The sequence below is a fragment of the Pseudomonas anuradhapurensis genome (genome assembly GCF_014269225.2).
Lineage (GTDB): Bacteria > Pseudomonadota > Gammaproteobacteria > Pseudomonadales > Pseudomonadaceae > Aquipseudomonas > Aquipseudomonas anuradhapurensis.
This window is the reverse complement of sequence record NZ_CP077097.1, coordinates 474143-487934: the sequence shown is the minus strand read 5'-3', so window position 1 is coordinate 487934 and position 13792 is coordinate 474143. Positions and strand designations below refer to the sequence as shown.

Here is a 13792-nt window from a genome sequence, read left to right as displayed (position 1 = left end):
ACACAGGGCTGCGGGGTATGGGATGCTGCGTTCGCCTAGACCTTTTCGACCTGGCTGAACTCGAGCTCCACCGGAGTAGAGCGACCGAAAATGAGCACTGCAACCTGCAGGCGGCTCTTTTCGTAGTTAACCTCTTCGACGCTGCCATTGAAGTCAGCAAACGGACCGTCAATGACCCGAACCACTTCACCTGGCTCGAACAACGTCTTCGGCTTCGGCTTGTCACTACCGTCGGCAACGCGACGCAGGATAGCCTCGGCTTCCTTATCGGTGATTGGCGCAGGCTTGTCTGCTGTACCACCAATAAAGCCCATCACGCGAGGGGTATCCTTGACCAAGTGCCAAGTCCCTTCGTTCATCTCCATCTGGACCAAAACATAGCCAGGGAAGAATTTACGCTCGCTCTTGCGCTTCTGGCCATTGCGCATTTCGACGACTTCTTCGGTCGGGACCAGGATCTCGCCGAAACCGTCTTCCATGCCAGCCAGCTTGACGCGCTCGATCAGAGAGCGCATTACATGCTTCTCGTAACCCGAGTAAGCATGCACAACATACCAACGCTTAGCCACGGGACACCTTTAGCCAACGATCAAGGAGACCGCCCAGCCGAGCAGGGAATCAAGACCCCACAGCAGCAGTGCCATAACCAGCACGACAGCCACGACAATCAGCGTGGTCTGGGTGGTTTCCTGGCGGGTCGGCCACACGACTTTACGAATCTCGGTACGAGCTTCCTTCGCCAGCGCAAAGAACGACTTGCCCTTCGCAGTCTGCAGAGCTACAAAGCCCGCGACAGCAGCCAGGACGAGAAGTGCAAGGACGCGATACAGGATCGGAGAGGCGGAGTAATACTGATTACCCACTACGCCGACAACCACCAAAGCCACTACAGCCAGCCACTTGAACAGATCAAAACGCGATTCTTGGGCTTCAGTTTTGGGAGTCATCGAGGAGGATCCTGTGAGAAGAAAGCCATCACACCGAGGTGAAATGGCAGGTCAGGAGGGAATCGAACCCCCAACCTACGGTTTTGGAGACCGTCGCTCTGCCAATTGAGCTACTGACCTGTAACGCTGTATCAGGCCGGCCATTATACCGGCCTGATCAAGTAAATCAACTACTTATTCAATAATTTTTGCTACGACGCCGGCGCCGACGGTGCGACCGCCTTCACGGATAGCGAAGCGCAGACCGTCTTCCATTGCGATGGTCTTGATCAGGGTGACAGTCATCTGGATGTTGTCACCTGGCATTACCATTTCAACGCCTTCCGGCAGTTCGCAGTTACCGGTCACGTCAGTGGTACGGAAGTAGAACTGAGGACGGTAGCCTTTGAAGAACGGAGTGTGACGGCCGCCTTCTTCCTTCGACAGAACGTAGACTTCTGCGGTGAACTTGGTGTGCGGCTTGACCGAACCTGGCTTGACCAGAACCTGACCACGCTCAACTTCGTCACGCTTGGTACCACGCAGCAGAACGCCGCAGTTCTCGCCAGCGCGGCCTTCGTCCAGCAGCTTGCGGAACATTTCAACACCGGTGCAGGTGGTGTTGGTGGTTGGGCGCAGGCCAACGATTTCCAGCGGATCCTGAACGCGGACGATACCACGCTCGATACGACCGGTAACAACGGTACCACGACCCGAGATCGAGAATACGTCTTCGATCGGCATCAGGAACGGCTGGTCAACGGCACGGATTGGCTCAGGGATGTAGGCATCCAGAGTTTCTACCAGCTTCTTGACAGCGGTAGTACCCATTTCGTTGTCGTCTTTGCCTTCCAGCGCCATACGAGCCGAACCGATGATGATCGGGGTGTCGTCGCCTGGGAAGTCGTAGGTGGACAGCAGGTCGCGAACTTCCATCTCGACCAGTTCCAGCAGCTCAGCGTCGTCTACCAGGTCAGCCTTGTTCAGGAAGACCACGATGTACGGAACGCCTACCTGACGGGACAGCAGGATGTGCTCACGGGTTTGTGGCATCGGACCATCAGCGGCCGAGCAAACCAGGATCGCGCCGTCCATCTGGGCAGCACCGGTGATCATGTTCTTCACGTAGTCAGCGTGACCTGGGCAGTCAACGTGAGCGTAGTGACGAATGTTCGAGTTGTACTCGACATGAGCGGTGTTGATGGTGATACCGCGCGCTTTTTCTTCCGGAGCCGAGTCGATCTTGTCGAACTCAACGACTGCCGAACCGAATACTTCGGAGCAGACGCGAGTCAGAGCTGCGGTCAGAGTGGTCTTACCGTGGTCAACGTGGCCGATAGTGCCGACGTTAACGTGGGGAAGGGAACGATCAAACTTTTCCTTAGCCATCGATACAATCCTCCGCAGAAGAAATAGTCTTGCGCTGATAAAACAAAGGCAGATATTTTCATATCTGCCTTGTTTATATGGAGCTCTTGAGCGGACTTGAACCGCTGACCTCACCCTTACCAAGGGTGTGCTCTACCAACTGAGCTACAAGAGCGAAACACTTTGTGCAAAATCCAGCAAACTTGGAGCGGGTAGCGGGAATCGAACCCGCATCATCAGCTTGGAAGGCTGAGGTTCTACCACTAAACTATACCCGCGGAGCTTGCGGCTCTCGCTAAAACTGGTGGAGGGAGAAGGATTCGAACCTTCGAAGCTCTCGCAACGGATTTACAGTCCGTCCCCTTTGACCGCTCGGGAATCCCTCCAGATGTGGCCGGCATTCTATTTGCCTGCCGCCCCAGTGTCAAGCGTTTTTTCAAATTTTTTCAATCAAATCTGAAACTTAGCTGCTTTGACACCGCTTCCAGTTCTACCACCTGAGTGGTGTTCCCTGTGAAGCGGGCGCCATTCTATCAAGCTATTCGCCAGTTGCAATACCCTGGCAGAAAATAATTTTGTGTTTTAAGTCTTTGAAATCATTGGAAAGAGCGGCGAGGACCGTTTGGTCCAACAAACGCTCGCTTTCCGGGGCAACCTTGAGCCAGCGCCCCTCCGCACCAGGCAACTGCCCCACCACCGGGAGCGTGGCGATATCCAGGCTCATCAGACGCTGACGCAGCGCCTCGAGCTCGCCCTGCCCCATCATGCCACCGACTACCAGGCACTCATCCCGGCGCTTGGGCGGCGTCGACACGCCTGTTTCACGTAACAGACGGATTTCCTGCTGATTCCCCTTGTACAGCGACAGCGGGGCGACTTCCTTGACCTTCAGCGGGGCTTCCTGCTGATGCCATACGTAATAAAAGACGTTGAGCACCAGCAACAACAGAAACAACCAACGCATAGGCACCTCAATCCAATGGGCAGGCCATGGCCAGGCCAACGAAAACCAGGTCAGGCACGACCCGCGCCTGTGGCACAGCCTCCCTCACCAGCGGCGCATCACCTCCGGTAAGGAACACTGCGAAATCTTCCCCCCACAAGGCACGCGCCTGATCGAGCTGGGTACGCGCAAAACCCTGGAGCATCAATACGCAGCCGCGTTCGACCGCTTCGACAGTCGAGCGCCCAGGCGCCAGGCTGGTCAAAGCACGCTCAGCGGAAGCATCGTCATAACGAATACGTCGGGTGTGCGTGCGCAACTGGCTGCGCATCAACGGCATGCCCGGACAGATGTAGCCACCCAGGTGCTCGCCGTCCGCAGCAACGAAATCCGCTTTTGCAGCCGTCCCCAGGTCAATGACCAGGCAAGCACCTTTGGCCAGGTGGAACGCCCCCAGCGCTGCCAACCAACGATCCATGCCCAGGCGCTGGTAGTCGTCATAGCCATTGCGCACCCCGGCCATTTCCCGGGCTGGGTGAGCCACGAGCGCCTGCACGGCAAATGCCTGGGCAATCAATGCGCAAAGCGCGTCGGTTTCATCCTCACTGCGCACACTGACAATACGGCAGCCGGTCAAACGCACCGAAGCCAGCGCAGCCACTTCAGCCACCAAGGCCTGATCCGAGTCGACGATACCGCCGCTCTCAATCGCTGCATCAGCGACATGGATTACCCGCCACTTGATAAAGCTGTTACCGCAATCGAGCTCAAGAATCATCACGCAACCTCAAACTGAGCTCACCACCACTGAAGCTCTTTTCCACCCCGTCCACCTCAAGGCGCAAGCCGCCCTGCCCGTCGACGCCTAGAACCACGCCATCAATACGCGTGCTACCGGCGATAAGTGAAACGTTACGCCCCTGCCAGAGGTGCGCCTGCTCCCATTCTTCCTGGAACGCGGCAAAACCATAACGACGATGCCGGGCCAATTCATGCTGCAACTGTTGGCTGAGCAGTGCGACCAGGCGGTTGCGGTCAATTGCTGCACCCACCTCACGGCGCATCGAAGTCCATTGCTGGTCGACTTGATCGTTGGCCTGCATGTTCACATTGATACCGATACCCAGCACCACATGACAGACATCTGCCGGGTCGCCGACCAGCTCAAGGAGAATGCCGGTAATCTTCTGCCCGCGAACAAGGACGTCGTTGGGCCACTTGAGCCCAACATCCTTCACCCCGAACGCCTGCAGGGTACGCATTACCGCCAACCCCACCACCAGACTCAGGCCCTCGAGCTGGCGCATGCCGCCATCCACACGAAGCACCAGACTGTAATAGAGGTTCTCGGCAAACGGGCTGACCCATTGCCGCCCACGCCGACCACGGCCGGCGCTCTGCCGTTCGGCCAGAACCAAAAATGGAGCCGCCTGCCCTTCGCCTGCCAGCCGCAGGCCTTCGGCATTGGTCGAGTCGATCGTCTCATGAATGAAAACCGGCCACTGCTCGCCGGCAGCAAAACTGGCGATTGCCTGCGCATCGAGCAAAGCCAGTGGCGCAGCCAACTGATAGCCGCGCCCACGAACCTTGTGAATGGTGAGGTTCAGCTCGCTCTCCAGGTGCTGCAGCTGCTTCCAAACGGCGCTGCGACTCACCCCGAGGGCTGCCCCCAGAGCTTCTCCGGAATGGAACTTGCCATCCTTGAGAAGATTCAACAACTTCAGCATGCCAGTCTCGACTTGGAATAAGGCAGGCATGATAGCTATGGGTTGTTGGCTTGCATAGGAAAAGGGCCTGTCGACAGGCGCGAGCGGGCTTGGTTCTGGCCTTTTGGGGCGGCCGGCGCGAGAGTGTTTTCAGCCGCGACGCAGGCGGCGCGGTTTGCCAGGTAGATCAGGGTTGCAGGGATCACGCTGGTTTTACCGGCGCAAAGACAAAACCCCTACCTGCATGCGCAGATAGGGGTTTTGCGAAATGAATCTTGACGATGACCTACTCTCACATGGGGAAGCCCCACACTACCATCGGCGATGCATCGTTTCACTACTGAGTTCGGGATGGGATCAGGTGGTTCCAATGCTCTATGGTCGTCAAGAAATTCTGTTGCCAGAAGGTCCTGATAGACACTCCAGCGAATCCGGATATGTGATGTTCGTGGTTCGTTGCGAACTTTCGGTTCGTATCATCTTCACCACCGCAATCTGCGTCAGCAAATTGCTTGGGTGTTATATGGTCAAGCCTCACGGGCAATTAGTATTGGTTAGCTCAACGCCTCACAGCGCTTACACACCCAACCTATCAACGTCGTAGTCTTCGACGGCCCTTCAGGGAACTCAAGGTTCCAGTGAGATCTCATCTTGAGGCAAGTTTCCCGCTTAGATGCTTTCAGCGGTTATCTCTTCCGAACATAGCTACCCGGCAATGCCACTGGCGTGACAACCGGAACACCAGAGGTTCGTCCACTCCGGTCCTCTCGTACTAGGAGCAGCCCCTCTCAAATCTCAAACGTCCACGGCAGATAGGGACCGAACTGTCTCACGACGTTCTAAACCCAGCTCGCGTACCACTTTAAATGGCGAACAGCCATACCCTTGGGACCGGCTTCAGCCCCAGGATGTGATGAGCCGACATCGAGGTGCCAAACACCGCCGTCGATATGAACTCTTGGGCGGTATCAGCCTGTTATCCCCGGAGTACCTTTTATCCGTTGAGCGATGGCCCTTCCATACAGAACCACCGGATCACTAAGACCTACTTTCGTACCTGCTCGACGTGTTTGTCTCGCAGTCAAGCGCGCTTTTGCCTTTATACTCTACGACCGATTTCCGACCGGTCTGAGCGCACCTTCGTACTCCTCCGTTACTCTTTGGGAGGAGACCGCCCCAGTCAAACTACCCACCATACACTGTCCTCGATCCGGATAACGGACCTGAGTTAGAACCTCAAAGTTGCCAGGGTGGTATTTCAAGGATGGCTCCATGAGAACTGGCGTCCCCACTTCAAAGCCTCCCACCTATCCTACACAAGCAAATTCAAAGTCCAGTGCAAAGCTATAGTAAAGGTTCACGGGGTCTTTCCGTCTAGCCGCGGATACACTGCATCTTCACAGCGATTTCAATTTCACTGAGTCTCGGGTGGAGACAGCGCCGCCATCGTTACGCCATTCGTGCAGGTCGGAACTTACCCGACAAGGAATTTCGCTACCTTAGGACCGTTATAGTTACGGCCGCCGTTTACCGGGGCTTCGATCAAGAGCTTCGCTTGCGCTAACCCCATCAATTAACCTTCCGGCACCGGGCAGGCGTCACACCCTATACGTCCACTTTCGTGTTTGCAGAGTGCTGTGTTTTTAATAAACAGTCGCAGCGGCCTGGTATCTTCGACCGGCATGGGCTTACGGAGCAAGTCCTTCACCCTCGCCGGCGCACCTTCTCCCGAAGTTACGGTGCCATTTTGCCTAGTTCCTTCACCCGAGTTCTCTCAAGCGCCTTGGTATTCTCTACCTAACCACCTGTGTCGGTTTGGGGTACGGTTCCCAGTTATCTGAAGCTTAGGAGCTTTTCTTGGAAGCATGGTATCAACCACTTCGTCGCCTAAAGGCAACTCGTCATCAGCTCTCGGCCTTGAAATCCCGGATTTGCCTAAGATTTCAGCCTACCACCTTAAACCTGGACAACCAACGCCAGGCTGGCCTAACCTTCTCCGTCCCTCCATCGCAATAACTGGAAGTACAGGAATATTAACCTGTTTTCCATCGACTACGCTTTTCAGCCTCGCCTTAGGGACCGACTAACCCTGCGTCGATTAACGTTGCGCAGGAAACCTTGGTCTTTCGGCGTGCGAGTTTTTCACTCGCATTGTCGTTACTCATGTCAGCATTCGCACTTCTGATACCTCCAGCAAGCTTCTCAACTCACCTTCACAGGCTTACAGAACGCTCCTCTACCGCGTCATCAAAGATGACACCCGTAGCTTCGGTGCATGGTTTGAGCCCCGTTACATCTTCCGCGCAGGCCGACTCGACTAGTGAGCTATTACGCTTTCTTTAAAGGGTGGCTGCTTCTAAGCCAACCTCCTAGCTGTCTAAGCCTTCCCACATCGTTTCCCACTTAACCATGACTTTGGGACCTTAGCTGACGGTCTGGGTTGTTTCCCTTTTCACGACGGACGTTAGCACCCGCCGTGTGTCTCCCATGCTCGGCACTTCCAGGTATTCGGAGTTTGCATCGGTTTGGTAAGTCGGGATGACCCCCTAGCCGAAACAGTGCTCTACCCCCTGGAGTGATACATGAGGCGCTACCTAAATAGCTTTCGAGGAGAACCAGCTATCTCCGAGCTTGATTAGCCTTTCACTCCGATCCACAGGTCATCCGCTAACTTTTCAACGGTAGTCGGTTCGGTCCTCCAGTCAGTGTTACCTAACCTTCAACCTGCCCATGGATAGATCGCCCGGTTTCGGGTCTATACCCAGCGACTAAACGCCCTATTAAGACTCGCTTTCGCTACGCCTCCCCTATTCGGTTAAGCTCGCCACTGAATATAAGTCGCTGACCCATTATACAAAAGGTACGCAGTCACCTAACAAAGTAGGCTCCCACTGCTTGTACGCATACGGTTTCAGGTTCTATTTCACTCCCCTCTCCGGGGTTCTTTTCGCCTTTCCCTCACGGTACTGGTTCACTATCGGTCAGTCAGTAGTATTTAGCCTTGGAGGATGGTCCCCCCATGTTCAGACAAAGTTTCTCGTGCTCCGTCCTACTCGATTTCATTGACAAGAGATTTTCGTGTACGGGGCTATCACCCACTATGGCCGCACTTTCCAGAGCGTTCCACTAATCTCAAATCAACTTAAGGGCTGGTCCCCGTTCGCTCGCCACTACTAAGGGAATCTCGGTTGATTTCTTTTCCTCAGGGTACTTAGATGTTTCAGTTCCCCTGGTTCGCCTCTTGCACCTATGTATTCAGTACAAGATACTCAGCTTGTGCTGAGTGGGTTCCCCCATTCAGAGATCTCTGGATCACAGTCTGTTTGCCGACTCCCCAAAGCTTATCGCAGGCTACCACGTCTTTCATCGCCTCTGACTGCCAAGGCATCCACCGTATGCGCTTCTTCACTTGACCATATAACCCCAAGCAATCTGGTTATACTGTGAAGACGACATTCGCCGAAAATTCGCATGTTGCTCTTTCGAGCAGAACTCACAAATTTTACCTTAGCCTGATTAACCAGCAGTGAAACTGGTCATCAGTCTATATCTATCACATATCCGAATTTTTAAAGAACGATCTGACAAAAGCCAGAAATCAACATTCGAGGCGAATGCTCATTTCTGAGTTTGATCAAGTGCAACACTTCACAACAGCAGAAAGTGGTGGAGCCAAGCGGGATCGAACCGCTGACCTCCTGCGTGCAAGGCAGGCGCTCTCCCAGCTGAGCTATGGCCCCGCATATTGGTAGGTCTGGGCAGATTTGAACTGCCGACCTCACCCTTATCAGGGGTGCGCTCTAACCAACTGAGCTACAGACCTATATAGGGTCTTGATCGTCTTCAACCATGAATCAAGCAATTCGTGTGGGAGCTCATCAGCAGGCTGATGTCGTCGATTAAGGAGGTGATCCAGCCGCAGGTTCCCCTACGGCTACCTTGTTACGACTTCACCCCAGTCATGAATCACACCGTGGTAACCGTCCTCCCGAAGGTTAGACTAGCTACTTCTGGTGCAACCCACTCCCATGGTGTGACGGGCGGTGTGTACAAGGCCCGGGAACGTATTCACCGCGACATTCTGATTCGCGATTACTAGCGATTCCGACTTCACGCAGTCGAGTTGCAGACTGCGATCCGGACTACGATCGGTTTTGTGAGATTAGCTCCACCTCGCGGCTTGGCAACCCTCTGTACCGACCATTGTAGCACGTGTGTAGCCCAGGCCGTAAGGGCCATGATGACTTGACGTCATCCCCACCTTCCTCCGGTTTGTCACCGGCAGTCTCCTTAGAGTGCCCACCATAACGTGCTGGTAACTAAGGACAAGGGTTGCGCTCGTTACGGGACTTAACCCAACATCTCACGACACGAGCTGACGACAGCCATGCAGCACCTGTGTCAGAGTTCCCGAAGGCACCAATCCATCTCTGGAAAGTTCTCTGCATGTCAAGGCCTGGTAAGGTTCTTCGCGTTGCTTCGAATTAAACCACATGCTCCACCGCTTGTGCGGGCCCCCGTCAATTCATTTGAGTTTTAACCTTGCGGCCGTACTCCCCAGGCGGTCAACTTAATGCGTTAGCTGCGCCACTAAAATCTCAAGGATTCCAACGGCTAGTTGACATCGTTTACGGCGTGGACTACCAGGGTATCTAATCCTGTTTGCTCCCCACGCTTTCGCACCTCAGTGTCAGTATCAGTCCAGGTGGTCGCCTTCGCCACTGGTGTTCCTTCCTATATCTACGCATTTCACCGCTACACAGGAAATTCCACCACCCTCTACCGTACTCTAGCTCGCCAGTTTTGGATGCAGTTCCCAGGTTGAGCCCGGGGCTTTCACATCCAACTTAACGAACCACCTACGCGCGCTTTACGCCCAGTAATTCCGATTAACGCTTGCACCCTCTGTATTACCGCGGCTGCTGGCACAGAGTTAGCCGGTGCTTATTCTGTCGGTAACGTCAAAACAGCAAGGTATTAACTTACTGCCCTTCCTCCCAACTTAAAGTGCTTTACAATCCGAAGACCTTCTTCACACACGCGGCATGGCTGGATCAGGCTTTCGCCCATTGTCCAATATTCCCCACTGCTGCCTCCCGTAGGAGTCTGGACCGTGTCTCAGTTCCAGTGTGACTGATCATCCTCTCAGACCAGTTACGGATCGTCGCCTTGGTGAGCCATTACCTCACCAACTAGCTAATCCGACCTAGGCTCATCTGATAGCGTGAGGTCCGAAGATCCCCCACTTTCTCCCGTAGGACGTATGCGGTATTAGCGTTCCTTTCGAAACGTTGTCCCCCACTACCAGGCAGATTCCTAGGCATTACTCACCCGTCCGCCGCTGAATCAAGGAGCAAGCTCCCGTCATCCGCTCGACTTGCATGTGTTAGGCCTGCCGCCAGCGTTCAATCTGAGCCATGATCAAACTCTTCAGTTCAATACTGCTTGGGTTTTTAAGAAACCCTAAACTTGGCTCAGCAATCTCAAATGACTATGTGATTTCTCGCATGGCCACTTGTGATGCTGATAATCTTTGTGACTATCAGTCCGTACTCACAAGCACCCACACGAATTGCTTGATTCGATTTGTTAAAGAGCGTTTGGTTAAGAGCTTTTCGTCTCAACCGAGGCGCGCATTCTACGCTCTCCTCATTTGCTGTCAAGCGTTTATCTTGAAGTTTTTTGCGAGAAACTCGTTTAGCTTCAAACACTTGACTCGCTGCGATCGCTCGTAGCGGGAGGCGAATCATACAGCGTTTTGAAACGCTGTCAACCTTCATCTCGACCGCTGCCGATCATTCGATCGTAGCCCTTTCAGCTTCTTCATCACTCCTTAACTCATTGATCAATAAGGAGTTTTTCGTTCCGATGTCGCTGGAAGTGGGGCGCATTATAAGGGCATTCGAAACCGCGTCAACCTTTAATTTCAAGAAACCTTCATATCACTGAAAAACAAAGCGGGGAGGCCTACCGGCCTCCCCGCTTCTATATAGCTACACCCGCCGGCTATCACTCAGCCTTGAGGGTAACCCGCGCAAACGACTTCTTGCCCGCCTGGCACACATGCGTAGCACCCAGCGCAAACACGAAATCGCGATCAACCACCGCACCATCAACCTTCACCGCCCCCCCACTCAGCAGGTCCCGAGCCTGCGCCGAGTTCTTGACCAGGCCAGCCCGGTTCAGCACGGCAGCAATCGGCAGGCTTTCCGCCGCAGCCACTTCGACCTCCGGCAGATCTTCTGGCAACTCGCCATCCTTCATGCGGTTACCTGCTGCACGGTGGGCATTGGCCGCAGCCTCTTCGCCATGGAAGCGCGCCACGATTTCTTCCGCCAGCTTGATCTTGATATCGCGCGGGTTGGCACCATTGGCGACGTCGGCACGGAACTGCTCGATCTCCTCCATCGAGCGGAAGCTCAGCAGCTCGAAGTAACGCCACATCAAGGTATCCGGGATCGATACCAGCTTGCTGTACATCACCCCCGGTGCTTCCTGGATACCTACGTAGTTGCCCAGCGACTTGGACATCTTCTTCACACCGTCGAGCCCTTCGAGCAACGGCATGGTCACGATGTTCTGCACTTCCTGGCCATAGGCACGCTGCAACTCGCGCCCCATCAGCAGGTTGAATTTCTGGTCGGTACCACCCAGTTCGACATCGGCCTTCAGCGCCACCGAGTCGTAGCCCTGCACCAGCGGGTACAGGAACTCGTGAATGGCGATCGGCTGGCTGGTGGTGTAGCGCTTGTGGAAGTCGTCACGCTCGAGCATGCGCGCCACGGTGTACTGCGAAGCCAGGCGAATGAAGTCAGCCGGGGTCAGCTTGTCCATCCAGGTGGAATTGAACGCGACCTCGGTCTTGGCCGGGTCGAGGATCTTGAACACCTGCTGCTTGTAGGTCTCGGCGTTCTCCAGCACCTGCTCGCGAGTCAGCGGCGGGCGGGTGGCACTCTTGCCGCTCGGGTCGCCGATCATGCCGGTGAAGTCACCGATCAGGAAGATGACCTGGTGCCCGAGGTCCTGGAACTGACGCAGCTTGTTGATCAGCACCGTGTGCCCAAGGTGCAGGTCCGGCGCGGTCGGGTCGAAGCCGGCCTTGATGCGCAGAGGCTGGCCGCGCTTGAGCTTCTCCACCAGTTCCGACTCGACCAGTACTTCTTCCGCACCGCGCTTGATAAGCGCCAGCTGCTCTTCAACCGACTTCATAGACAAACCCGCAAGGCTCAGATTCAGGGGGAGCCAACCATACAAGATCGGCCGTCAATTACAAGTTTCGCAAAGGAATGTGACCCGGGCACAGGCTTGCGGCGTCTACGCGCCCTTGCGTGAAAATGGTTTTGGTTATATTTTATACAGTTATTTCATCTTCATCATGTCATTCATCTTTTCCATTTCACCTTTTTCAAAGTCACCGTGCCCATGACCAACGAACCGCCTAAAGCGCCCCCGCTTTATCCGAAAAGCCATCTGTTGGCCGCCAGCGGCATCGCCGCCCTGCTCAGCCTGGCCCTGCTGGTGTTTCCCTCCAGCGAAGTGGAAGCCAAGAAAACCACCCTCAACCTCGAGCTGGAGAGCCCTGCCGAGCAGTTGAAGGACGAATCCCGCGCTGCGCCCCTGGTGCAGGCAGAAGGTGAGCAAGGCTCGCCATTCGCCCAGATCGAGGACGCCGCCCCCGAAACCCAGAACGCCAAGCAGGAAGACGCCCCTGCCGCAGAACCGGTCGCCGAAACCGCCAAGGAGCCCGGCCACCGTGAAGTCACAGTGGCCCGTGGCGACACGCTGTCCACCCTGTTCGCCAAGGTCGGCCTGCCGAGCAATGCAGTGCACGACCTGTTGGCCAGCAACAAGCAGGCCAAGCAGTTCAGCCAGCTCAAGCACGGCCAGGTGCTGCAGTTCGAACTCGACAAGGACGGCCAGCTGGCCAGCCTGCACAGCAAGGTCAGCAACCTTGAAACCATTCGCCTGACCAAGACCGACAAGGGCTATACCTTCAATCGCGAGATCAGCAAGCCGGTCGTGCGGACCGCCTATGCCCATGGCGTGATCAAAAGCTCGCTGTCGGCCTCGGCACAGCGCGCCGGCCTGTCCCACAGCATGACCATGGACATGGCTCGGGTGCTCGGCTATGACATCGATTTCGCCCAGGACATTCGCCCGGGCGACGAATTCGACGTGGTCTACGAGCAGAAGGTGATGGACGGCAAAGTCGTCGGCACCGGCAATATCCTCTCTGCGCGGTTCACCAACCGCGGCAAGACCTACACCGCCGTGCGCTACACCAACAAGCAGGGCAACACCAGCTACTACACCGCCGACGGCAACAGCCTGCGCAAGGCGTTCATCCGCACCCCGGTGGATTTCGCCCGCATCAGCTCGCGCTTCTCCGCAGGCCGCAAGCACCCGATCCTGAACAAGATCCGCGCGCACAAGGGTGTCGACTATGCCGCCCCTCGCGGCACCCCGATCAAGGCAGCTGGTGATGGCCGCATCGAACTGGCCGGGCGCCGTGGCGGTTACGGCAACACCGTGATCATCCAGCACGGCAACCGCTACAAGACGCTGTATGGCCACATGCAGGGCTTCGCCAAGGGCATCAAGACCGGCAGCATGGTCAAGCAAGGCCAGATCATCGGCTATATCGGTACCACCGGCCTGTCCACCGGCCCGCACCTGCACTACGAGTTCCAGGTCAACGGTGTGCACGTCGACCCGCTGAGTCAGAAAGTGCCAATGGCCGACCCGATCGCCCGCAACGAGCGCCAGCGCTTCCTGCAGCAGAGCCAGCCCCTGATTGCCCGCATGGATCAGGAAAAGGCCACCCTGCTCGCCGCGAACAAGCGCTGAGC

General features: G+C 55.7%; 8 protein-coding genes, 6 tRNA genes and 3 rRNA genes. 1 reads left to right on the top strand and 16 read right to left on the bottom strand.

The window, feature by feature from the left end:
• Positions 1 to 35 precede the first annotated feature (35 nt).
• From nusG to tyrS, 16 genes are all read right to left on the bottom strand, one after another.
• Positions 36 to 569: a transcription termination/antitermination protein NusG gene (nusG, locus tag HU763_RS02190; protein WP_003255501.1), complete on the bottom strand. Its 534-nt coding sequence runs from the start codon at positions 567 to 569 to the stop codon at positions 36 to 38.
• Between the two features lie 9 nt (positions 570 to 578).
• Positions 579 to 947, bottom strand: coding sequence for a preprotein translocase subunit SecE (gene secE, locus HU763_RS02185; protein WP_003257081.1), 369 nt, complete (start codon positions 945 to 947; stop codon positions 579 to 581).
• Between the two features lie 44 nt (positions 948 to 991).
• Positions 992 to 1067, bottom strand: a tRNA-Trp gene (locus HU763_RS02180).
• 54 nt (positions 1068 to 1121) lie between these two features.
• Positions 1122 to 2315 carry an elongation factor Tu gene (gene tuf, locus HU763_RS02175; protein ID WP_170027986.1) on the bottom strand — a complete coding sequence of 398 codons (1194 nt, stop codon included), beginning with the start codon at positions 2313 to 2315 and terminating at the stop codon, positions 1122 to 1124.
• 78 nt (positions 2316 to 2393) lie between these two features.
• Positions 2394 to 2469, bottom strand: a tRNA-Thr gene (locus HU763_RS02170).
• A 29-nt stretch (positions 2470 to 2498) separates the two neighbouring features.
• Positions 2499 to 2572, bottom strand: a tRNA-Gly gene (locus HU763_RS02165).
• 24 nt (positions 2573 to 2596) lie between these two features.
• Positions 2597 to 2680, bottom strand: a tRNA-Tyr gene (locus HU763_RS02160).
• 152 nt (positions 2681 to 2832) lie between these two features.
• On the bottom strand, positions 2833 to 3258 hold the full coding sequence (locus HU763_RS02155; RefSeq protein WP_170027985.1) for a hypothetical protein: 426 nt from the start codon (positions 3256 to 3258) through the stop codon (positions 2833 to 2835).
• A 7-nt stretch (positions 3259 to 3265) separates the two neighbouring features.
• Positions 3266 to 4015 carry a pantothenate kinase gene (locus HU763_RS02150; RefSeq protein ID WP_170027984.1) on the bottom strand — a complete coding sequence of 250 codons (750 nt, stop codon included), beginning with the start codon at positions 4013 to 4015 and terminating at the stop codon, positions 3266 to 3268.
• Positions 4005 to 4964, bottom strand: coding sequence for a bifunctional biotin--[acetyl-CoA-carboxylase] ligase/biotin operon repressor BirA (gene birA / locus HU763_RS02145; protein WP_170027983.1), 960 nt, complete (start codon positions 4962 to 4964; stop codon positions 4005 to 4007). Before birA ends, HU763_RS02150 begins: the two co-directional genes overlap by 11 nt.
• A 252-nt stretch (positions 4965 to 5216) precedes the next feature.
• Positions 5217 to 5332, bottom strand: a 5S ribosomal RNA gene (rrf, locus tag HU763_RS02140).
• 134 nt (positions 5333 to 5466) lie between these two features.
• Positions 5467 to 8358, bottom strand: a 23S ribosomal RNA gene (locus HU763_RS02135).
• A gap of 249 nt (positions 8359 to 8607) precedes the next feature.
• Positions 8608 to 8683: transfer RNA gene (locus tag HU763_RS02130), tRNA-Ala, on the bottom strand.
• Positions 8684 to 8689: 6 nt separating this feature from the next.
• Positions 8690 to 8766: transfer RNA gene (locus tag HU763_RS02125), tRNA-Ile, on the bottom strand.
• Positions 8767 to 8843: 77 nt separating this feature from the next.
• A 16S ribosomal RNA gene (locus HU763_RS02120) occupies positions 8844 to 10380 on the bottom strand.
• The 16S, 23S and 5S rRNA genes sit together here with 2 tRNA genes alongside, the layout of an rRNA operon.
• A 572-nt stretch (positions 10381 to 10952) precedes the next feature.
• Complete coding sequence (gene tyrS, locus HU763_RS02115) at positions 10953 to 12152, bottom strand: tyrosine--tRNA ligase (protein WP_186690110.1); 1200 nt, start codon at positions 12150 to 12152, stop codon at positions 10953 to 10955.
• 213 nt (positions 12153 to 12365) lie between these two features.
• Between tyrS and HU763_RS02110 the strand changes: the two genes are divergently transcribed.
• Positions 12366 to 13790, top strand: a complete 1425-nt coding sequence (locus HU763_RS02110) for a peptidoglycan DD-metalloendopeptidase family protein (RefSeq protein WP_186690112.1) — start codon at positions 12366 to 12368, stop codon at positions 13788 to 13790.
• Positions 13791 to 13792: the final 2 nt, after the last annotated feature.